The 23,075-nt window shown below is 53.6% G+C and carries 17 protein-coding genes and 2 tRNA genes; 4 read left to right on the top strand and 15 right to left on the bottom strand.

The window, feature by feature from the left end:
• Positions 1–2: 2 nt before the first annotated feature.
• From ABD851_RS03950 to tal, 5 genes are all read right to left on the bottom strand, one after another.
• Positions 3–398, bottom strand: coding sequence for a type II toxin-antitoxin system VapC family toxin (locus tag ABD851_RS03950; protein ID WP_344975662.1), 396 nt, complete (start codon positions 396–398; stop codon positions 3–5).
• Positions 395–631 carry a type II toxin-antitoxin system Phd/YefM family antitoxin gene (locus ABD851_RS03945; RefSeq protein ID WP_344975659.1) on the bottom strand — a complete coding sequence of 79 codons (237 nt, stop codon included), beginning with the start codon at positions 629–631 and terminating at the stop codon, positions 395–397. Before ABD851_RS03945 ends, ABD851_RS03950 begins: the two co-directional genes overlap by 4 nt.
• Before the next feature lie 230 nt (positions 632–861).
• Positions 862–932, bottom strand: a tRNA-Gln gene (locus ABD851_RS03940).
• 126 nt (positions 933–1,058) lie between these two features.
• The gene (locus ABD851_RS03935) at positions 1,059–1,658 is read right to left on the bottom strand and encodes a DUF4142 domain-containing protein (protein ID WP_344975656.1); all 600 of its coding nucleotides are present in this window, start codon (positions 1,656–1,658) and stop codon (positions 1,059–1,061) included.
• Between the two features lie 62 nt (positions 1,659–1,720).
• Positions 1,721–2,812: a transaldolase gene (gene tal, locus ABD851_RS03930; protein WP_344975653.1), complete on the bottom strand. Its 1,092-nt coding sequence runs from the start codon at positions 2,810–2,812 to the stop codon at positions 1,721–1,723.
• Between the two features lie 239 nt (positions 2,813–3,051).
• Here tal and ABD851_RS03925 point away from each other — a divergent pair, with 239 nt between their 5' ends.
• From ABD851_RS03925 to ABD851_RS03910, 4 genes are all read left to right on the top strand, one after another.
• Positions 3,052–3,858 carry a 3-keto-disaccharide hydrolase gene (locus ABD851_RS03925; protein WP_344975650.1) on the top strand — a complete coding sequence of 269 codons (807 nt, stop codon included), beginning with the start codon at positions 3,052–3,054 and terminating at the stop codon, positions 3,856–3,858.
• 201 nt (positions 3,859–4,059) lie between these two features.
• Positions 4,060–5,439: an efflux RND transporter periplasmic adaptor subunit gene (locus ABD851_RS03920; RefSeq protein WP_344975647.1), complete on the top strand. Its 1,380-nt coding sequence runs from the start codon at positions 4,060–4,062 to the stop codon at positions 5,437–5,439.
• Positions 5,440–5,493: 54 nt separating this feature from the next.
• Entirely contained in the window at positions 5,494–6,876 is a 1,383-nt protein-coding gene (locus ABD851_RS03915) for an ABC transporter permease (protein WP_344975644.1), read from the top strand.
• 59 nt (positions 6,877–6,935) lie between these two features.
• A complete protein-coding gene (locus tag ABD851_RS03910) occupies positions 6,936–8,399 on the top strand; it encodes a TolC family protein (RefSeq protein WP_344975641.1) in 1,464 nt (487 codons plus the stop codon).
• Between the two features lie 43 nt (positions 8,400–8,442).
• Here the strand turns inward: ABD851_RS03910 and ABD851_RS03905 are convergent, their stop codons facing one another.
• From ABD851_RS03905 to rpoB, 10 genes are all read right to left on the bottom strand, one after another.
• Positions 8,443–9,183, bottom strand: a complete 741-nt coding sequence (locus tag ABD851_RS03905) for a DUF72 domain-containing protein (RefSeq protein WP_344975638.1) — start codon at positions 9,181–9,183, stop codon at positions 8,443–8,445.
• 78 nt (positions 9,184–9,261) lie between these two features.
• Positions 9,262–9,762, bottom strand: a complete 501-nt coding sequence (locus ABD851_RS03900; RefSeq protein ID WP_344975635.1) for an SRPBCC family protein — start codon at positions 9,760–9,762, stop codon at positions 9,262–9,264.
• Positions 9,752–10,078, bottom strand: coding sequence for a metalloregulator ArsR/SmtB family transcription factor (locus ABD851_RS03895; RefSeq protein WP_344975632.1), 327 nt, complete (start codon positions 10,076–10,078; stop codon positions 9,752–9,754). Before ABD851_RS03895 ends, ABD851_RS03900 begins: the two co-directional genes overlap by 11 nt.
• Before the next feature lie 452 nt (positions 10,079–10,530).
• A tRNA-Gln gene (locus tag ABD851_RS03890) sits at positions 10,531–10,601 on the bottom strand.
• A 156-nt stretch (positions 10,602–10,757) separates the two neighbouring features.
• The gene (locus ABD851_RS03885) at positions 10,758–11,819 is read right to left on the bottom strand and encodes a glycosyltransferase family 9 protein (RefSeq protein ID WP_344975629.1); all 1,062 of its coding nucleotides are present in this window, start codon (positions 11,817–11,819) and stop codon (positions 10,758–10,760) included.
• Between the two features lie 5 nt (positions 11,820–11,824).
• Positions 11,825–12,433 (bottom strand): DUF4254 domain-containing protein, encoded by a 609-nt coding sequence (locus ABD851_RS03880; RefSeq protein ID WP_344975626.1) that lies wholly within the window; start codon positions 12,431–12,433, stop codon positions 11,825–11,827.
• 167 nt (positions 12,434–12,600) lie between these two features.
• A complete protein-coding gene (locus tag ABD851_RS03875; RefSeq protein ID WP_344975623.1) occupies positions 12,601–14,052 on the bottom strand; it encodes an APC family permease in 1,452 nt (483 codons plus the stop codon).
• A gap of 6 nt (positions 14,053–14,058) precedes the next feature.
• Positions 14,059–14,655 (bottom strand): OmpH/Skp family outer membrane protein, encoded by a 597-nt coding sequence (locus tag ABD851_RS03870; protein ID WP_344975620.1) that lies wholly within the window; start codon positions 14,653–14,655, stop codon positions 14,059–14,061.
• A gap of 183 nt (positions 14,656–14,838) precedes the next feature.
• Entirely contained in the window at positions 14,839–19,131 is a 4,293-nt protein-coding gene (gene rpoC, locus ABD851_RS03865) for a DNA-directed RNA polymerase subunit beta' (protein ID WP_344975616.1), read from the bottom strand.
• Between the two features lie 69 nt (positions 19,132–19,200).
• Complete coding sequence (gene rpoB, locus ABD851_RS03860) at positions 19,201–23,010, bottom strand: DNA-directed RNA polymerase subunit beta (protein ID WP_344975612.1); 3,810 nt, start codon at positions 23,008–23,010, stop codon at positions 19,201–19,203.
• Positions 23,011–23,075 lie beyond the last annotated feature (65 nt).

The raw sequence follows: 23,075 nt of genomic DNA, 5'->3' as shown, positions 1-23,075 counted from the left end.
AATTATAACAGCTTCAATCCTGCTGAACAATATTTTCTGACCTGCTTATCAGCTGTAACAAAGATATAACCGTTCGACAGGGCCTGCCAGATCAACATACGATCAAACGGATCTTTATGATACGACGCCTCCAATTGATGATAAGTACTGCTCTCCGTTACCGATAGCGGTAAGATATCAAAACCGATCTGCTGGCACAGCAGCGGCAGGTCTTCCGGCGAAAAACCCTGGATATTCAGCTTCCCCAAAGCGCTTTTAAGCGAGACCTCCCAAAGGCTAACCACACTCACCAATACCCGGTTTTCCGGATCAGTAAGGAGCGGCTTTATCTTTCCGGACAATTTCTTTGTATCCGTAAGCGCCCAGATCAAATAGTGTGTATCCAGGAGAAGGGTCATAAGCCCAAAAATTCTTCACCGGTCATTTTGAAATTAGGCGCAAAAACCACTTTCGCCTTTCCTTCCAGTATCCCCATTTTCCGTTTCGGCTTTTTCGGGGTCACCTTGGGTACCAGCCGGGCCACGACATCCTTTTTCTTTCCATAGGAAATACCGATTTCCTCCCCGGCCATCACCCGTTTCAGCACTTCGGAGAAGTGCGCTTTGAACCGCCCTACAGTCATTGTTTCCATGATCTGTCCTTTTTGCAAAGATACAAATATTTGACAAGTTGACAAGAAGAGGAAGCTTCTGAAAGTACGCTTTCAATGCCTGGATTGCCTCCGGCGATCCTTACGAGGGGCTTTACCCAAAGCCTCCCGGCCGCTTCGCGGCCAGGGCGTTTTTCTTTGGCCCGCTATGGAGCGCAAGCGCTCCGCGCGGGCCAAAGAAAAACGCCCCTCGCTGTCGCGAGAGGCGTTTGTTGCCCGACCTGGATTCGAACCAAGACAAACAGAGTCAGAGTCTGTCGTACTACCATTATACTATCGGGCAGCAATAATATCCCATCGCCCTGATCTTCAACCACCTACAAAAAATCCGTCCGGAAAACCCCTTCCCGGAACGGGGGCTAAGGGACGGCAAAGTTATGAACATATTCAGAATTAAAAAACGGATTTTTCAATGCGATGCGAACGGCTCCCGCCGGGAGCGGAGGGAAGCATCATGCTGCTGCTCCAGATCGCGCTGTATGGCCCGGGCCGAATCGAGATGCATTTTCAGCACCGGCAGCTGCGTTTGTATAAATCCTTTTATATCCGGATCGGTAATCTGCTCAGCCCCTTTTTCAAAAGCCCGGATATCGGCTTCGTGGGCCTGCACCATGCGGTTTATATACGCATCGTCAAAATCGGCATTGCTCCTGCCGCTCAGCGAGTCCATATCCGAGTGATGGTCCTGATCCAGCGAATCTGCTAAGACAATATCCTTCCTGTCGGCAATGCCTTTCAGCATATCATTCGCCTGGCTATGGTCTTTTACCATCATGGCCCCAAAGGCTTTGACCCGCGCATCTCCGGCGCGCTGCTGCGCAATATTGCCGAGGGTCACCTCCATCATCGCGCTCTGGACCGCCATGGCGGCAAATCCGGTATCGGCAGCCGTTATCCCGCTGTCCGGGGGATCGGTGGGATCGGCCGTATGCACATTGCCGTTCCCGTTATGGCAGGCCTGCAGGAAGAGGGCAGACAGGACCATGCAGAAGAAAAAATATTTTTTCATACCTCGGCCTTTTGAAATGATAAGTCCTATGGGGCAGTATATCCACAACCTGTAGAAAGCCGCTATCCTGTCCTGCGTTCGGCGATGGCCTGCAACAGCTTGTCATAGGGCTTACAGAATTTTTCGATACCCTCCGTTTCCAGCCGGTCGGTAATCTCATCCAGGTCGATGCCTGCTTTCTTCAACTGCTCCAGCAAAGCCGCCGATTTCTCGGGCGCTTCTTCCAGCCGGCTCTCCGGATGACCATGATCCAGATAGGCTTTCAGGGTTTTAATGGGCATGGTATTGATCGTATCGGGGCCGATCAGCGGCTCCACATATTTGACGTCGGAATAAGCCGGGTCCTTGGTACCGGTGCTGGCCCACAGCAGCCGCTGCGTTTTTGCCCCGCGCGACTTCAGCCGTGCAAAACGTTCTCCGCCAAAGATCTCCCGGTAGATCTGATAGGCTTCCTTGGCACAGGCAATGGCGGTCTCCCCCTTTAGCTCCGGCTGCCCCTTTTCCTCCAGGAGCGGATCGGTGATGACGTCGATACGGCTCAGGAAAAAGCTGGCTACCGAAGCGATCTTTTCTATCGATTTCTGATCTTTCAGCCGGTCCTCCAGTCCGGAAAGGTAGGCATCGGCTACCGCCCTGTAGCGTTCCAGCCCAAACAGCAGCGTAATGTTGATGTTAAGGCCCTGACGGGTACATTCCCGGATGGCGGGTAAACATTCCTGTGTACCCGGTATCTTTATCATCACATTCGGCCGGTTCACCGCCTGCCAGAGCGACTCCGCCTGGGCGATGCTGGCATCTTTCTGCCGCGCCAGCCGGGGAGACACCTCCAGGCTTACATACCCGTCAGCCCCGTTTTCCGCCTTATAAAGCGGGGCAAAAAGTCCGGCGGCATCCCGTATATCTTCCACCGCCAGACTGATGAATATCGATTCGTCATCGACGCCCGTGGCTGCATATTTTTTTATGTCTGCAGCATAGTCCGTACTTTCCACGATCGCCTTTTCAAAAATAGACGGGTTGGAAGTAACGCCCCGTATGCCCTCGTTTTCAATACGGGCTTTCAGTTCTCCGGAATGAATCATCTTACGGTCCAGGGCATCCAGCCATACGCTCTGACCAAGATCATGGAGCTGTTTTACCGTTGTGTGTTGCATAAAACTTGGAATGAGTCCGTGAGAGAAGCCGCAAATTTCAAACCAACAAACCACTAACCGGAGAAACCCCACAGGCCGGCAAGGTCAGTCTTTCGTTTTTGTACCACCACTGACATATGCTTGCCAGCGAGACAAGATCGGTCTTCCCTCCGTTTTCCGTTTTCGAAGGCATATTTGGGATGAACGGATAAAAAAAACGCGGTATTTGCTGTATCTTGGCCTATCTAAAATCAATGAGAATGAAAAAGATACAATTGGCGTTTGTGCTTGCCATCGTTTGCACCGGCCTGCAGGCGTCCGCCCAGGAAACGGGAAAGTACCTCACCAGCGAGCCGCCGGAAAACAAAACCATGAAGCCGGAAGAAACGGAATATTATACTCCTGTGCCTCCGACGGTAACGCCGGGAAACGCTTCCGGCGAAGCGCCTTCAGATGCCATCGTATTGTTTGATGGCAAAAGCCTGCAAAACTGGGTCAGCGCCCAGGATACTACCAAAGCTGCCCAGTGGACCGTGGAAAACGGCGCGCTCACCGTTAAGCCCGGCGCCGGTAACATACAGACGCGCCAGCGGTTCGGAGACTATCAGCTGCACCTGGAATGGCGTACGCCCTCAGAGCCCGACCACAAGGGTCAGGACCGGGGCAACAGCGGATTGTTCCTGGCTTCGGTAGGACCGGGCGACGACGGATACGAGCTGCAGGTGCTGGACTCGTATCACGCCCCTACCTATGTGGACGGCCAGGCGGGAAGTCTTTACAAGCAGTTTCCCCCGCTGGTAAATGCCTGCCGTCCTCCCGGACAGTGGCAGACCTACGATGTGATCTGGACCGCTCCCCGTTTTAATGCAGACGGCTCCGTAGCCTCGCCGGCTACCGTCACCGCTTTCCAGAACGGCGTATTGATCCAGAACCATTCCGTACTAAAAGGCAGGACCGTATTTATCGGTCACCCGTACTATACGGATTACGGACCTGCTCCCATCAAGCTGCAGGACCACCACCATCTGGTAAGCTATCGCAATATCTGGATACGGCCTTTGAAATAATCCTCTTCCCGGCGGGGCGCATCGGCAGCGTCCCGCTGGTTTTTTGGATCGCCCCGAACTGCTTTCCGCCGGCATATAAGCTCTGTCGGCAGGCTTCTCTTTGCGTTTTAACTAAATTTTATATCTAAAATTTGAAAAAAGAATGTTATTTTAATACCCGTTTAACCACCAGGCCTTTTTTAATCTAAAGTCACTTAAAGCGTGAAACGAAAGCTCCTCATCTCTATCGTCCTTCTGCTCGTGCTGGGCGTCGCTTCCTATTTCCTTTTTTTCAGAAAAAAAGCAGCCAGCGTTGAATTGACCACCCAGGTAAAAAGGGGGAAATTTGAAGTAGTGGTGGTCACCTCCGGGGAACTGCGGTCCCGTTCCCAAACCAAGATCACCGCCCCCGCAGGACTCACTCAGATCGGCATATACCAGGTAAAGATATCCCGCCTTGTTCCCGAAGGAACCGTCGTTAAAAAGGGAGATTTTGTAGCCGGTCTCGATAAGTCCGACATCGCCACCAAGATGGAGCAGCAAAGCCTGGACCTCGACAAGCAGCAGGCCGAGTATACCCAGGCCAAGCTGGACACTATGTTAGAAATGCGCGCCGCCCGGGACGAGCTGGTGAATCTCCGTTATGACCTGGAACGCATGAAGCTGGAGAAGGAACAATCCCGCTTCGAAGCACCCTCGGTGCTCCAGAATGCACAGCTGGATTATGAAAAAGCCCTGAGAACGTTAAAGCAGACCGAAGATAATTACAAGACCAAGCAGATACAGGCACAGACAAAAATGCAGATCATTGGTTCCGATCTGGCCCAGAAACAAAACCGGATGAAGCAGTATACGGATGTGCTCAGCCGGATGGATATTATGGCGCCGAAGAGCGGCATGGTGATCTACGACAAAAACTGGGATGGCCGGAAAAAGGAAGTAGGCAGCTCCTTTCAGCTGTGGGACGGCGGCACGGTGGCGACCCTCCCCGACCTCACACAGATGGAGGTGGTAACCTATGTCAACGAAGTGGACATGCAAAAGGTGAAGATGGGACAAAAAGTGGCCATAGGGCTGGATGCCGCACCTGAAAAAAAGCTGCAGGGTATCGTACGCAACGTGGCTACCATCGGACAGGAGAAACCCAACAGCGATGCCAAGGTCTTCGAAGTCCTGATCAACGTGCTCACAAAAGACTCTTCGCTCCGCCCCGCCATGACCACCAGCTGCCGTATCTCCTCTGAAATGTATGATCAGGGACTGCAGATACCGCTGGAAGCCATCTACAACGATCACAATTCCAGCTTCGTCTTTACCGGCGACAACGGCCGGGTGACCAAACAGGAAGTAAAGATCCTGACGGTCAACGAAACGAGCGCGCTTATCTCCAACGGCCTCAGCGAAGGCGATAAGATATATCTTTCCCTGCCGGCGGACACCTCCGGCCTTAAGCTGGTGGCCGTAGAGCCCAAAAACCAGATGGTTCCCCGGCAGCTGTCGACCATAGATACGGCCATGGTCAGACGTATGAGAGCGGAAGAAAGCCAGGAAGAGCCCGCGAAGGTAAAAGCGGAAGGGAAGACCACTGCCGCCGCCTTTTAGCCGTCCCGGACAGCAGATCCGGTCCCGGCCATCCACTCAAGCAACCTCTATTGAATGAACTTCACACGTTTTATATTTAACCTCAGGATAGGAATAGACGCCCTGATGAACAACCGCTCCAGAGCGGTGCTCACTTCCCTCGGTATCATCTTCGGGGTGGCGTCTGTAATTGCCATGCTGGCCATCGGGAACGGGGCGGAAAAAGAAATCCTGGAGCAGATCAAAGAAGTGGGGGCCAACAATATCATCATCAAACCCCAGACAGACGATGCCAGGAACCAGCAAAGCAACGATGATAAATCCGATGCCGGTGACGCCGGCACCGGTACGGACAACAGCAGCGCCAGCGGCAGCAGCCGTCCCGAAGGAAATATCACCAAACGCAATACTTCTCCCGGCCTCGATATGGAAGATGTCACGAATATGCTGACCTCCATTCCCAGCATAAATTATATCAGCCCCGAGGTGGAGATCCACACGCAGTTCATGTACGGCGGCCACTACCGGGACGGAAGGCTGGTGGGCGTTAACAACAATTTCTTCGCCCTGTCCAATATCCAGGCGGGGGAAGGCCGTCTCTTCAACGACCGGCAGCTACGGCATGCGGAGCAGGTGTGCATTATCGGAAAGAACATAAAAACCCGGCTGTTTGCCACCAACGATCCCATCGGACAGTTCATAAAATGCGGAAGCGACTGGATGCGGATCGTGGGCGTCCTGGAAGGAAAAGATATCAATACCAAAGATATTCAGAAGCTCTCCATACGGAACATCAACGATGATGTCTACATTCCTATACAAACCATGTTGCTCCGGTACAGAAACCGTTCGCTGGTAACGCCCAACAAGGTAAAGGCGGCCGCCCGGCACCGGAGCCGCGGTAATTACAACCAGCTGGACAGGGTGGTGGTGAATGTCAAGCAGAGCGATATGATGCAGGCCACCACAGGTGTCATCAACCGGCTCCTGCTGAGACGGCACAACGGCATACAGGATTATGAAATCGTGGTACCCGAGCTGCTGCTTAAGCAGGAACAAAAAACAAAAAGCCTTTTTAACGTAGTGCTGGCCATCATCGCCTCCATTTCCCTGATCGTGGGCGGTATCGGCATCATGAATATTATGCTGGCCTCCGTGCTGGAACGCACCCGTGAGATCGGCCTCCGCCTGGCGATCGGCGCTACAAAAAAGGACATCGTTACCCAGTTCGTCAGCGAAGCCATCTGTATCAGCCTCACCGGCGGCCTCATCGGGGTGATGCTGGGCATCTTGCTGAGCGTGGTGATCGAACAGGCGACCAGTATCCAGACCATCATATCGCCGGTATCCATCGTGGTATCCTTTTCTATTTCCATTGCCGTAGGGCTGTTCTTCGGCATCCTGCCCGCCAAGCGGGCCTCCAACTATGACCCGGTGGTAGCGCTCCGGCATGATTAGGATCCCGGTATGTTACTATGCAAGGTTCCATACCGCCATCAAAACATAAAAAACAACGGATGAAAGCATGCAATTTTTTTACCCTACTGTTACTACTGCTCGGAATTGCCCTGAACAGCCATGCACAAAAAACAGAAGAGCTTAGCCTGAACGAGGCCATTCAGCTCGCCAAAAAACAAAGCGAGCTGGCCAAAGGCATCCAGGCCGACTTCGAGAGTTATATGTGGAATTACAACGCCATAAAAGCTGGCCTGCTGCCCCAGATATCGATGAACGGACGGCTGCCCAATTATTTCAGGACCATCAACCCGATCACCCAGCCGGACGGAACGGTAAAGCTTATCGCGCAGAGCCAGCTCAACTCCCGCGTCGGCATCGACCTGGAACAGACCATCATGGCCACGGGAGGCTCCGTCTTCCTGTCGTCCGGACTGGCCCAATACAACATACTGGGTGGGGAAAAATATAAATACTGGCAATCCTCTCCGCTTACCATAGGATTCACACAGCCGTTAACGTTATTCAACTCCGTTAAATGGAATTACGAGCAGGCCAAGCTGCAGGCCGATGAAGCCACCCGCCGACAGATAGAGGACTTTGAAGACCTTTCCCTCAATATCACCCGCGCTTATTTCGACCTCTATGTAGCTAAGATGCAGCTGAAAAATGCGAGTCAGAACGTTATCAACAACGATACGCTCTATAAAATCTCCACCGGCCGTTTCAACCTGGGCAGGATCGCGGAAAACGAGCTGCTGCAGGTGGAGCTGCAGCTGATGAACGCGCGCAACAGCCTGGCCCAGAACCAGCTCAGCGTAAGCGTCAATAACGGAAGGTTGAAAAATCTCCTCGGTATAAATGACGACAGCCTGCAGTTTGATCTGATACCTGTGACCGACGTGCCCTTTTTCGAGGTCGACCCCGCCCAGGCGGTAGCGGAAGCGCGCAAAAACAGGAGCGACATCATCGGCTTCCAGCTTAGCGAGAACGAGGCGAGGATGCAGCTGAAACGAGCCCAGTCCGGCAAGTTCGCCAACGGCTCGGTTTCCGCAAGCTTCGGACTTAATCAGAGCGCCGGCAACCTCAGGCAGGCCTATATGGACCCGCTCAGCTCGCAGAATGTAAGCGTGGACGTGTCCATCCCGCTGGTGGGCTGGGGAAAGTATAAAAGCAATATCAACAGCAGCCGTTATCACCTGGAAAGCACCCTGGAGAACCTGAAGTACCAACAACGGGATTTTGATATACAGGTGGAGACGGCGGTCAACCAGTTCAAGCAGCTGCAGGGTCAGCTCCTTATCGCGGCCAAGTCGGACACCATTGCCCAGAAGCGGTATTCCGTAGCCAAAAACCGTTATCTGCTGGGCAAGATCAGCATCACCGACCTGGGACTGGCACAGGACGATAAGGATAAGGCGCTCATCGAATATATCCAGACCCTCGAAAAATACTGGATCGCCTATTATCAGCTGAGGAGAAGCACGCTGTATGACTTTGAGACCGGACGGGAGATCCGGTACTAAAAAAAGTTGTTCCCCAGAAGAGGAGATGCCTTAAACAGCGGGATCAGGTTTCGAGCAGCCGCGAAAGCTCCAGGGCGTTGAAGGCGGCATACCCCAGCTGGTCGTTATCAAAATAAAGATACACATCCTTTCCTTCCTGCTGCCACTTTTTACATTGGACCGCCCACTTTTTAAGCGTCGCTTTTGAATAGGACCCTTCATATTTATTTTCACCGGGGCCGTGCAGGCGCACATACACAAAATCTGCGGTTATTTCCCGGGGAGAGAGATGGCCGGCCAGTTCATAGATGCAGAAAGCAATGTTGTGTTCACGCAGCAGATCATATACCTCTCCGTCGTACCAGGTGGGGTCCCTGAACTCAAAGGTATAGCGATATCCCTGCGGAAGAAGACTTAGAAAACCGGCAAGACGCTCATGATTTTTATGCCAGCGGGGCGGAAGCTGGAAGAGTATGGGGCCCAGCTTGTCGCCCAGCGCATTGACGCTCGAAAAGAAATGTCGAACGGGCTCTTCCCCTGTTTTCAGCTTCTTGACATGGGTAATAAAGCGGCTTGCTTTTACGGAAAAAACAAAGCCGCCGGGTGTTTTTCTGTTCCAGTTCCGGAAAGTCGCGGGCGGGGGAAGATGATAAAAAGGATTATTGAGCTCGACCGTTTTAAAAAACTTCATGTAATAATCCAGCTGCTCTTCGTTGCGGGTACCTTCGGGATAAAAGGTGCCTTTCCAGTGCTTATAATGCCAGCCCGAGGTACCGGTATATATTTTATGCTTTGGCTTTCCCATGGCAAGGCGTTTCCCGCAAAGCGGTTTTATTAAACACCTCCAAATAACATACCAGCGGCTTTCCGGTCCCGGATACGGCTACTGACGGTTGGCCAGGACATCATCGAGCCCTTCCATGGCGATGGTCAGCCCTTCCTTAAAGCCCATCTTTATCAGCCCCTCAAGCTGGTCCAGATCGTCGAAGGTGAGCTGAAATTCCACGAGGGTTTTATCTCCCTTCCCGGTAAAGGATACACGCCAGTTGGATTGCGGCATATCCTTATTCACATTACCCTGCTCATCGGCAAAACCGTCCTGACCGGTGAAATTTTTTCGCTCATCAATGGCATGATAGTTCATCACCGCCCAATGCTCTTCCCCGTTAGGACCCACCATGGCATAATGCCAGGTGCCGCCTTCCCGGAAATCCATCGTTTTGGTCCTGGCTTTCCAGGGCTTCGGACCCCACCACTGATCCAGGATCTCGCTTTTGGTAAAAGCATCCCATACTACGGGCAGTTCCGCTGCAAACTCACGCTTTATCGCGATAGCTTTTTCCTCTTTGTTTACGGAAAAGCCGAATTGAAGATTACTGTTCATCTTTTTTTGTTTTAAGGGTTAATAATATATGATCCAGTTCATTAAAGCGGTTTTCCCAGATCTTCCGGAACTGCTCCAGCCATTTATCCACCTCTTTCATTTTGACAATATTGAGCTGATAATAAATCTCTCTTCCCGAATGCGTTTGCTCGAGCAGCTGACATTCCGTAAGGATGCGCAGATGTTTGGATACCGCCTGCCGGGTGGTGTCAAAATGTTCGGCAATCGCATTGGGCGTCATGCCGCGACCGGCAACAAGTCCTATGATAGCGCGCCGTGTCGGATCGGCAATGGCCTGAAAAACATCCCGTCTCATGAATAAAATCTTCTTAATGAAACCATTCAGTTGCAAATGTAAATGCAACTTTTCAGTTGCGCAAATTTTTTTGAATAAAAGGGTCTGGTAGCACCGATAAATTCGGAGATGCAGTTTAATTTCTTTCTGACCCTTGCGGACGCTAAAAGGGGATATATTTGCGGGATTTTCACGACAAAGGCCGACCAGGATTGCCTGCGGCGATCCTCAAAGGAGGCTTTACCCAAAGCCCCCCGACCGCTGCGCAGGCAGGCTATTTTTTTCCGCCGCGCTTGAAAGCAAAGCTTTCAGCACTCTTTTTTTCAGGATTGCCTGCGGCGATCCTCAAAGGGGGCTTTACCCAAAGCCCCCCGACCGCTGCGCGGTCTGGGCGTTTTTCTTTGTCCGCTACAGCGCGCAAGCGCGCTTCGCTGCCAAAGAAAAACGCCCCCTGCTATCGCGGGAGGCGTTTGTTGCCCGACCAGGATTCGAACCTGGACAAACAGAACCAAAATCTGTCGTACTACCTTTATACTATCGGGCAATTGCGCTGCAAAAGTACATTTTTTTTGATTTGTCCGTGTCTCCCGTCTTTCCTTCCCCCCACCGACCTTCCCGGTTATCGCCGCATACCGGAAAATCCCCCTTCCATCCCAGATTTTACCAAACTGCATCCGGCGGCGGATAAAACATGCCCTTATCATGAAACATTTCCGTCCAATACTGCATTTACCCGCTGCAGCACCAGCGCTGGCGGCAGCTGCTCCATACAAGCATGATCGCCCCGGTAGCAAGGCACATTTCCAAACACCGAACAGGGACGACAGTATAGCGCTATCTGTACCCGGTTTTCCTCCGGCTGTCCGAAGGCCCGGAACCCGGCATAGGGATGCGTAGCGCCCCAGATGCTGATGACCGGCACGCCAAACAGTGCCGCCAAATGCATATTGGCAGAATCCATGCTGATCATCAGCGACAGGCGGCCGATAATCGCCAGCTCGTCTTCCAGGCTGTATTTTCCTGCCGTGCTGCACACGCCCGGATACCGCGCGGCCCATTCCTCCAGCCGCTGCACCTCCGCGCTACCGCCGCCGAAAAGCAGCAGCTGGAGGTCTTCCCGCAACGCCAGGCTGCCGACGATCTCCTGCATCTTTTCCGGAGGATAGGTCTTTTCCGGATGACGCGCAAAAGGAGCGATACCCACCCATCGTCTTGTCCCTTTCTCCGGAAGTTTCGCCGCCAGCTCAGGCCGGAGGACCGGCGGCCGGAGGGGCGCTACATCTTCGCGGAGTGGGAAAGGGAATCCCAGCGCCGCAAATACATCTGCATAACGCTGCACGGTGGCCCGCAACGGCTGTAGCACTTTTCCTCTTTTGCGGGTCAGCCGGCGCTTTTCCGGCCGCCCCTTATCAAGCACCGAGACCTTGTATCCTCCCACAGAAAAGAAGAGATCCATTACACGCGAACGCAGTACCCGGTGCAGGTCGGCCACTGCCGAAATACGAAAAGAACGCAGGGAACGATAAAGCTCCCGGAGACCGAAAAAGCCTTTGTGCAGGCCTCTCAGGTCCGCCGGATAAAAAGTAAGCCGCGGAATATTTTCAAAAAGAGGCGCCCATTTTTTATCGGAAACCATGACTACCTGCAGCGCCGGGTAATGCTGCAGCAGCTGCACGATCACCGGTACGGTCATGGCGACGTCCCCCATCGCGGAGAAACGCATGACCAGCAGTGTGGAGGGCTGTTGCGCGGTTCGCCCCATATTGTTCAGCCTTTCTTGTTCCCGTACAGCACGGGATTGAGTGAAGGATCATTATACATCTTCATCTGCCGGTACACCTTCATCACACGCCTGCCGGCATGCAGGTCTTCCAACAGCTGCTCGATAGCCAGGCACAGGTCTTTCTGCTGCTGCTGCAATACATGCAACTTCTCGCTGCAGCGCCGGATATGTGCAGGATCGGCATCCTTACGATCCACTTCCTCCTGCATATGATATATCTTCAGGCAGAGTATGGACAAGCGGTCTACCGCCCAGGCCGGACTTTCCGTATTCAGCCGGGCGGCAGGCAACAGCACGGCGGCTTTCAGCTGCTCCAGGAAGCGGTCATCCAGCTGCTCCACCTTATCGGTACGCTCCTGGTTGGAGCGGTCGATCCGGCGCTTGATCTCCAGCGCCCTGCCAGGGTCTATCCCGGGATCGCGCACCACGTCTTCCAGATGCCACTGCACAGTGTCGATCCAGCATTTATGATAAAGCAATTGTTCCTCCGTCTCCCCGGGATAGGGATCGGGCAAAACGGCATCGATATCATCCGTAAGATGATAATCGCGGATACAGGCATTGAATATGTCCAGGCACTTTTCTGTGAACATGATATGGTCAATAATCAGTAATTTCTGGTCTGAAGTTCAATAGTCTAAAGTTTAAAGTTGATCTGCCCGAAATGAAACCTTAGACTTTAGACCTTGAACTTTAAGCTTAAAATGCCTTTCACCCGCCTTTCGCCTTTCACCTTTCACCCTTCACCTCTATTCCCCCTTCAGGAGGTTCGGGTCTTCCGCAGCGTCAGATAATACACCGGCACACCCAGCAACACAATAATCAGGCCGGGCCAGGTATACAGCGGCCGGTAGATCAGCAGCGATATGCAGACCACCATCCCCATCAGGATATAGATGACGGGCAGCACGGGATAACCGACGGCACGGTAAGGACGGGGCATATCGGGGTATTTCTTCCGCAGGATAAAGATACCGGCAATGGTGAGCATATAGAAAATCAACACCACAAAAATAATGTAGTTCAGCAGGTCGCTGTAGCGCCCGGAGATGCACAGCACGGATGCCCAGATACATTGTATCCAAAGCCCGTACGCCGGCACCCCGGCCTTGTTCAGCCTTCCTGCCCGCTTAAAGAACAGGCCGTCGTTCGCCATGGCATAATAGACCCGGGCTCCGCTCAGGACAATGCCGTTGTCGCAGCCAAAGGTGGATATCATGATCATGGCGGCAATGACAATGGCGCCGTAAGGACCAAAAATGTTGAGCGAAGCGGCCGCGGCTACCCGGTCGGCGGGGGCAAAGGCAATCTCCTTTATCGGCAGGGCCGCGATATACACGAGGTTACACAACAGATAAATGACGGTTACCAAAAAAGTACCCAGCAGCAGGCTGAGCCCTACGTTACGATGCGGATTTTTTATCTCCGCGGCAATAAAGGTAACGCTGTTCCAGGCATCGCTGGAAAAGAGCGAGCCCACCATGGCCACTCCTATCATGGCGATCAGCAAAAGGCCGTGATGAGGAACGGCGGTGCTGACGGCTTTGCCATCGACCTGGGTGGTGACATAATGAAAACTGTCCCAGGCGTCCGCCCAGTTGGCATGCCAGATCCCCGCCCGGGCTCCCAGGAAAATACCGGCCGCCACCAGAAATACCATCGCCAGTATCTTGGCGCTGGTAAAGATGCGTTGGATGATCTTGCCGTTGCGTATGCTGCCGCTATTGACCCAGGTCAGAAAAACGATCATCAGTATGGCCAGCGCCTGGGCGACGGAAATCGAAAAGCCGCCGAGCGATAGCAGGGGTATGTCTTCGCCCAACCAGGGAAAAATATAGGCGGCATATTTTGCAAAAGCTACCGCCACCACGGCAATCAGTCCTGTCTGGATAACGGTAAAAAGTGCCCAGCCATACAAAAAGGCAATGAGAGGGTTATAGGCTTCGCGCAAGTAAACATACTGTCCGCCTGCACCCGGATACATACCGGAAAGCTCTCCGTAACTCAGCGCCGCCACCACCGTCATAAATCCGCCGAGCACCCACACCAGCATCATCCAGCCGGTACCGCCGACAGTACGGGCAATATCGGCGCTGACAATAAAGATCCCGGAGCCGATCATTACACCTGCGACGAGCATCACCCCGTCAAACAGGGTCAGCGACCGGCGAAAGGAACCGCCGGCATCAGGAGGAGGAGCGTTTCTGGACATGCCGTTTTATTTTTGGTTTTTCGACGCCGCATTAAGCCCGTCGATCACTTCTTTGGTGATATCATAGGCTTCGTCCTTATACAGGATATTGCTCAGACCCGGGGAATAAGACAGGATGTAGGTATATCTTTTATCCGCGTTATACTGTTCCAGAAAATCGTTAAGCTTCTTCTGCAGCTCATCGTTAAAGCGGGTCTGCTGCTCCACAAACTGCTGGCGGAGGGTCTGCTCCTTCTGCTGCAGCGCCCGGTTCTTCTGCACGATGCTGCGTTGCGCCGCTTCTCCTTCAGATTGCGTCATGGTAGAGGCTTTCTGCTGCAGATCGGACACCTCCTTCTGCAGGGCCTGCGCGTTGGCGTTCAGCTCCCGTTCGATGGAGGCCTGCTGTTTTTCCAGCTCGCCTTTCTTTATCTTAAAATATTCATAGTTCGCTTCGAGCGAATCGATATTTACATAGGCTATTTTAAGGGTTCCGTTTTGCGCCTCGGCCTTCCGCGGGCCTGCAGGTACAGCAGCGCTGCGCGGGCCGGAGAAGTGGAGATAAAAAAGAATACCCACCAGGACAAACAAGACGACATTTAAGGCAATCGATAAGTTTTTCATAACCCTTTTTTATACCATGCAAATAAATTAAAAAGAAATCAAAATTAATATTCCCCACGGTCAATCGGCCCCTGCCTTTTATCATTTTAGGAAAGCATTAACAATCCGGCAGATAAAATAAAAGGAGTAAGAAGATGACCATTCAACTTCTTACTCCTTCTTAACGGAGCCTATGCGCCGTTTTTATTCTTCCTCATCGTACTGCAGTACTTCCTTGGAGGAAAGCAGCAGGTCGTACTCCTCTTTGGAACCTACGATCATGTTTTCGAATTCGCGCATGCCCGATCCGGCAGGTATGGCGTGACCGGTGATCACGTTTTCCTTCAGACCCAGCATTTCGTCGCTCTTGCCGTTGATCGAAGCCTGAGACAGTACCTTGGTGGTTTCCTGGAAGGAAGCGGCGGATATCCAGCTGTGGGTTCCGAGAGAAGCCTTGGTAATACCCAGCAGCAAAGGGCTGGATGTCGCCGGTTCCGCATCGCGGAACTGCACCAGCTGCTTGTCGGAGCGCCGCAGCAGCGAATTTTCTTCCCGCACCTGGCGCAGGGTCACGATCTGACCTGCTTTCAGGGTTTCGGAATCGCCGCCTTCGGTAACGACCTTCTTGTCAAAGATGTTATCGTTTTCTTCGAAGAACTCGAACTTATCCACGGTGTCGCCCTCGAGGAAGCGGGTATCGCCCGGATCCTCTATGGTTACCTTCCGCATCATCTGGCGGACGATTACTTCAATATGCTTGTCGTTGATCTTCACACCCTGCAGGCGGTATACTTCCTGGATCTCGTTAACGAGATAACCCTGCACGGCATACGGTCCTTTGATGGACAGGATATCGGCCGGGGCGGTGGCGCCTTCCGACATGGGAGTACCTGCCTTTACAAAGTCGCCTTCCTGTACCAGGATATGCCGGGTCAGCGGCACCAGGTATTTCTTCACGATGCCTTCCTTGGACTCGATAACGATCTCGCGGTTACCGCGCTTGATGTTCCCAAAGGATACCACACCGTCGATCTCCGATACGATGGCGGGGTTAGACGGGTTACGGGCTTCGAACAGCTCGGTTACGCGGGGCAGACCACCGGTGATGTCTTTCAGCTTGCCGATGGTACGCGGTATCTTCACCAGCACCTGTCCGGCTCTTACATCATCACCTTCTTCCACCACGATGTGGGAGCCTACCGGCACGTTATAGGATTTGCTTTCTTTCCCTTTTTCGATCAGGATAGAAGGTATCTTGGTCTTGTCCTTGGTTTCGATTACCACTTTTTCGCGGTGTCCGGTCTGTTCGTCGGCCTCTTCGCGGAACGTGATCCCTTCGATAACGTGCTCGAATTTCACCTTGCCGGCGATTTCGGACAGAATTACCGCATTGAACGGGTCCCAGGTACAGATGATGCTGCCCTTGGAAATCTTCTGCCCGTCCTTTACCGTCAGGGTAGAGCCGTAAGGCACATTGTTGGTGGTCAGCAGGCGTTCGTTCTTATCGTCCATGATCCGCACTTCACCCGTACGGCCGATGACCATTTCCACTTTTTCTCCTTCGGCGTTCTCGCTGAAAGTGGTCCGCAGGCCGTCAAAATGAATGACCCCGTCGAACTTGGCGATCAGCTGGGAATCGATGGCGGCAGAGCCGGCCACCCCACCCACGTGGAAGGTACGGAGCGTAAGCTGGGTACCGGGTTCGCCGATGGACTGTGCGGCGATGATGCCCACCGCATCACCCATCTGGGTGATATATCCTGTAGCAAGGTTTTTACCATAACATTTCACGCACACGCCCCTGCGGCTTTCGCAGGTGAGCACGGAGCGGATTTCCACGGTATCGATACCGCTTTCTTCTATATCATGGGCAATGTCTTCCGTGATCTCTCCCCCGGCGGCCACGATCAGCTCATCGGTATGGGGATGGTACACATCATGGAGGGAGGTACGGCCGAGGATACGGTCAAACAGCGGTTCCACTACTTCTTCATTGTCTTTCAGCGCGCTGATGGCGATACCGCGGAGAGTGCCGCAGTCTTCTTCCTTGATGACCACATCCTGCGCCACGTCCACGAGGCGGCGGGTCAGATAACCGGCGTCGGCGGTTTTCAGGGCCGTATCGGCCAGACCCTTGCGGGCCCCGTGCGTGGAGATGAAATACTCCAGCACGCTCAGGCCGTCCTTGAAGTTGGACAGGATCGGGTTTTCGATGATCTCGGAACCCGAAGAGCCGCTCTTACGCGGTTTGGCCATGAGGCCGCGGAGACCGGCCAGCTGCTTGATCTGCTGCTTGGAGCCGCGGGCTCCGGAGTCCAGCATCATGTATACCGAGTTGAAGCCCTGCTTATCGGAAGCCAGCTCCTGCATCAGGGTCTCGGTGATGCGGGTATCCACGCGGGACCAGATATCGATGATCTGGTTGTACCGTTCGTTGTTGGTGATCAGCCCCATGTTGTAGTTGTCCCATACCTCGTCCACTTCGGACTGGGCGCCGTTCACCAGCATTTCCTTCACGTCGGGGATGATCAGGTCATTGATGTTAAAGGAGAGACCGCCTTCGTAAGCCATGCGGAAGCCCAGCTGTTTGATGTCATCCAGGAACTTCGCGGTTTTTACTACGTTGGTCAGCTTGATGATGGTGCTGATGATCTCACGCAGCGATTTCTTGGTCAGCAGCTGGTTGACAAAGCCCACTTCTTTGGGAACGGTCTGGTTGAAAACCACCCGGCCTACGGTCGTCTCCACGAGCTTCTTTTCCAGTTCGCCCTGTTCGTTGCGCACTTCGGCCCTTACCTTGATCCAGGCATGGAGCTCCACCTTTTTCTCGTTCAGCGCGATCAGCACTTCTTCGGGAGAATAAAATACCTTGCCTTCTCCTTTTACCTTTTCCGTATCGGTGCTCTTCTTCCCTTTGGTGATATAGTAAAGACCCAGCACCATGTCCTGCGAAGGCAGGGTTACGGGACTGCCGTTCTGCGGGTTCAGGATGTTGTGGGAAGACAGCATCAGCAGCTGTGCTTCCAGGATGGCGGCATTGCTGAGGGGCACATGCACGGCCATCTGATCACCGTCAAAGTCGGCGTTGAAGGCCGAACATACCAGGGGATGCAGCTGTATGGCTTTACCTTCCACGAGCTTGGGCTGAAAAGCCTGTATGGAAAGGCGGTGCAGCGTCGGGGCGCGGTTCAGCAATACGGGGTGTCCTTTCAGGATATTTTCAAGAATATCCCAAACCACGGCTTCTTTGCGGTCCACCAGCTTTTTGGCGGACTTTACCGTTTTTACGATACCCCTTTCGATCAGTTTGCGGATGATAAACGGCTTGAACAATTCCGCCGCCATGTCTTTGGGCAGCCCGCATTCGTGCAGTTTCAGCTCGGGACCCACCACGATCACCGAACGGCCGGAATAGTCCACGCGTTTCCCCAGCAGGTTCTGGCGGAAACGGCCCTGTTTTCCCTTCAGGATATCGCTGAGCGATTTCAGCGCGCGGCCGCCTTCGGCTTTTACCGCATTGGACTTCCGGGAGTTGTCGAACAGGGAGTCCACCGCTTCCTGCAGCATACGCTTTTCGTTGCGGAGGATCACTTCCGGCGCCTTGATCTCGATCAGGCGTTTCAGGCGGTTGTTCCGGATGATCACCCGGCGGTAAAGATCGTTCAGGTCGGAGGAGGCAAAACGGCCGCCGTCCAGCGGTACCAGGGGCCGCAGCTCGGGCGGCACCACCGGGATATACTGCATCACCATCCATTCCGGGTGGTTTTCCACATGGGTATTGGCTTCCCGGAAGGCTTCCACCACGCTCAGCCTTTTGAGGGCTTCCGCCTTGCGCTGCTGGGATGTCTCGGTAGCCGCCTGGTTGCGCAGCTGGTAAGACAGGCCGTCGAGGTCGATACGCTGCAGCAGCATGTATACGGACTCGGCGCCCATGCGGGCAATAAACTTATTGGGATCCTCATCCGGCAGCAGCTGGTTGTCTTTGGGCAGGGAATCCAGAATATCCAGATATTCTTCTTCGGTAAGCAGGTCCAGCTTGTTCAGCCGGTCGCCGCATATCCCGGGGTTCACCACCACATAACGTTCATAATAGATGATAGACTCCATCTTTTTGGAGCTAACCCCCAGCAGGTAGCCTATCTTGTTCGGCAGCGACTTGAAATACCAGATATGCACGACGGGCACTACCAGCTTGATATGGCCCATGCGTTCGCGCCGCACCTTCTTTTCGGTTACTTCCACACCACAGCGGTCACAGACAATACCTTTATAACGGATACGCTTATATTTACCGCAGTAGCACTCATAGTCCTTTACAGGACCGAATATACGTTCACAGAACAATCCGTCCCGCTCCGGCTTGTAGGTCCGGTAGTTGATGGTTTCCGGCTTTAGCACTTCGCCGTAAGAACGCTCCAGGATGGCGTCCGGAGAAGCCAGGCTGATCGTAATCTTACTGAAACTCGACTTGGGACGATTTTCCTTTTTGATAGCCATAGATAAATATTAAATATTATTTACGCAGAAACCCGTCCCGCCTGAGGCGGGACGGGCAAACCGGATAACTTATTCAAAATCCAGCTCCAGGCCCAGGCCGCGGAGCTCGTGCACCAGCACGTTGAACGATTCGGGGATGCCTGGTTTCGGGATGTTCTCGCCTTTTACGATGGACTCGTATGCTTTGGCGCGGCCCACGATATCGTCGGACTTGATGGTGAGCAGCTCCTGCAGGATATTGGAAGCGCCATAGGCTTCAAGCGCCCATACTTCCATTTCACCAAAACGCTGACCGCCGAACTGCGCCTTACCGCCCAGCGGCTGCTGGGTAATGAGGCTGTACGGGCCGATAGAGCGGGCGTGCATCTTGTCGTCCACCATGTGGCTGAGCTTGATCATATAGATCACACCGACCGTGGCTTTCTGGTGGAACCGTTCACCCGTTTCCCCGTCGTACAGGTAGGTATGACCAAAGCTGGGCAGCTTGGCCTTTTCGATATAGCCTGCGATCTCTTCGGTTTCCGCCCCGTCAAAGATGGGGGTGGCGAATTTGACGCCCAGCTTTTCCCCGGCCCATCCCAGCACGGTTTCGTACACCTGGCCCAGGTTCATACGGGAAGGTACGCCCAGGGGGTTCAGCACGATATCCACGGGGGTGCCGTCTTCCAGGAAAGGCATGTCTTCTGCCCGGACAATACGGGCTACGATACCCTTGTTGCCGTGGCGGCCGGCCATCTTGTCGCCCACTTTCAGCTTCCGCTTGGTAGCCAGGTATACCTTGGCCAGCTTCAGCACACCGGCGGGCAGCTCGTCCCCGATGGAGATGTTGAACTTTTCACGCTTGTAGCGTCCCAGCTCCTCGTTGTACTTGATGTTATAGTTGTGCAGCAGGGTGTTGATGAAATCGTTGGTGGCCTCGTCGTTGGTCCAGCCGAGGGGATTCACGTTCTGGTAGTCGATCGCAGCCAGGTTCTTGGCGGTGAACTTGGCATTTTTCGAGATCAGCACTTCCCCGAAGTTGTTGGTAACCCCTGTACAGGTCTTGTCTTTCAGCAGCACCTGCAGCTTTTCCATCAGCACCTTGCTCAGATCCTCTTCGTTTTTCTGATGGTTCTTTTCCAGCTTTTCGATAGCCGTTTTTTCACGCGCCTTGGTGTTCTTATCCTTTTTGGCCCGGGAGAACAGCTTTTTATCGATAACCACCCCTACCGTAGAAGGAGGCGCCTTGAGGGAAGCGTCCTTGGCATCGCCGGCCTTATCGCCGAAGATGGCACGCAGCAGCTTTTCCTCGGGGGTAGGATCGCTTTCGCCCTTGGGCGTGATCTTACCGATCAGGATATCGCCTTCGTTTACGTTGGCGCCGATGCGGATGATACCGTTGGGATCCAGGTCTTTGGTGGCTTCCTCGCTCACGTTCGGGATATCGGGGGTCAGCTCTTCCTCGCCCAGCTTTGTATCCCGCACTTCCAGCTCATACTCGTCCACATGCACGGAGGTAAAGAGGTCTTCCCGCACGGCCCTTTCGGAGATCACGATAGCATCTTCAAAATTATAGCCTTTCCAGGGCATGAAGGCCACCTTCATGTTGCGGCCCAGCGCCAGCTCTCCGTCTTTGGTGGCGTATCCTTCGGTAAGGAAATCGCCGGGCTCCACTGCCTGGCCCTGCTTTACACAGGGGCGCATGTTGATGGAGGTGCTGTGGTTCGTCTTCTTGAACTTGGTCAGGTGGTATATCTTCAGATCGTCTTCAAAGGAAACCAGGCGCTGCATGGCATCCCGCTGATAGCGCACATGGATTTCGTTGGCGTCCACATACTCCACCGTTCCCTTTCCTTCTGCGGTGATCTGCAGGCGGGAGTCGCGTATGGCCTTTCCTTCCAGCCCCGTGCCTACGATGGGCACTTCCGGACGCAGCAGGGGCACGGCCTGGCGCTGCATGTTGGAGCCCATGAGGGCGCGGTTGGCATCGTCGTGCTCCAGGAAGGGGATCAGCGAGGCGCTCAGCCCTACGATCTGGTTGGGCGCGATGTCCATATATTCCACTTCACCCGGCTCCAGGATCGGGAAATCGCCGGTTTCGCGGGACTTGATCTTGTCGTTGATAAAGTTACCCTTATCGTCGATGGGCGCATTGGCCTGGGCGATCTTCACTTCGTCTTCTTCTTCGGCGCTCAGGTACTTGATTTCGCTGAGGTTGACCCGGCCATCCTTCACCGTACGGTACGGGGTTTCAATAAAGCCCATATCGTTGATGGTGGCGTGCACGCACAGGGTGGAGATCAGCCCGATATTGGGACCTTCCGGCGTTTCGATGGTGCACAGGCGTCCGTAGTGGGAGTAGTGCACATCGCGTACTTCGAAGCCGGCGCGCTCGCGGTTGATACCGCCGGGCCCCAGCGCCGAGATACGGCGTTTGTGGGTGATCTCGGACAGGGGATTGGTCTGATCCAGGAACTGCGACAGCTGGGAGGTACCAAAAAAGGAGTTGATCACCGAGGAAAGGGTACGGGCATTGATGAGGTCTACCGGGGTAAACACTTCATTGTCGCGTACATTCATCCGTTCGCGGATGGTGCGGGCCATACGGGCCAGCCCCACGCCGAACTGGGCATACAGCTGCTCGCCCACGGTACGTACCCGGCGGTTGCTCAGGTGGTCGATATCGTCCACTTCGGCCTTGCCATTGGTCAGCTGCACCAGGTATTTGATGATGGCGATGATATCTTCCTTGGTCAGCACTTTTTTGTCCAGGGGGATATCGCGTTCCAGCTTACGGTTGATCTTGTAACGGCCTACTTCCCCGAGGTCATAGCGTTTGTCGGAGAAGAACAGCTTATCGATGATGCCCCGGGCGGTTTCGTCGTCCGGCGCATCGGCTCCGCGCAGCTGGCGGTAGATGTGCTGTACGGCTTCCAGCTCGGAGTTGGAAGTATCTTTATTGAGGGTATTGTAGATAATCGAATAATCGCCGCTTACCTCTTCTTTCTGGAGGAATACGGTCTTTACATCCATACCGAGGATGAGGTCTATGCTTTCTTCATCCAGCACGCTGTCGCGCTCCAGCACCACTTCATTCCGTTCGATGGATACCACTTCACCGGTATCCTCGTCCACAAAGTCTTCCACCCAGCTGCGGAGCACGCGGGCGGCCAGTTTTTTGCCGATATAGGCAGAAAGTTCTTTGCGGTCGGCCTTTACTTCATCGGCCATGCCGAAAAGCTGCAGGATGTCCTTATCGGTTTCGTATCCGATAGAGCGCAGCAGGGTCGTTACCGGGAATTTCTTTTTCCGGTCGATATAGGCGAACATCACGTTGTTGATGTCCGTTGCAAATTCCATCCAGGCGCCTTTGAAGGGGATGACGCGGGCGGAATATATTTTTGTGCCGTTGGGATGCACCGACTGTCCGAAGAACACGCCGGGAGAGCGGTGCAGCTGGGAGACAACCACCCGTTCGGCGCCGTTGATCACAAAGGTGCCCCGCGGGGTCATGTAGGGAATATTGCCCAGAAACACATCCTGCACGATGGTCTGAAAGTCCACATGCTCCTCGTCGTTACAGCTGAGGCGCAGCTTGGCTTTCAGGGGTACCGCGTAGGTAAGTCCGCGTTCGATACACTCCTCGATGGTATAGCGCGGGGGATCCACGAAATAATCCAGGAATTCGAGGTTAAAGATGTTTCGCGTATCGGTTATCGGAAAATTTTCTTTGAACACCCTGAACAAACCTTCATTGTTACGCTTGTCCGGGGTAGTTTCTAATTGAAAGAAATCCTTGAAAGATTGGATCTGTATAGCCAGCAAGTCCGGTGTCTCAGTGCTTTGTTTAATCTTTCCGAAATTGATTCTTTCGTTGGTTTGGGCTTTTTTTTGAGACATATTCAGCGTTCGAAATTAAGACTCGTATAAAAAGGGGGAAAGGTCAAAAGTGCGGACACTTTTGA

Origin of the sequence: Compostibacter hankyongensis, assembly GCF_039541075.1 — a bacterium.
In the GTDB taxonomy this organism is placed as follows: domain Bacteria; phylum Bacteroidota; class Bacteroidia; order Chitinophagales; family Chitinophagaceae; genus Compostibacter; species Compostibacter hankyongensis.
The sequence above is the reverse complement of the archived record's forward strand: the minus strand, read 5'-3'. Positions and strand labels throughout refer to the sequence as shown.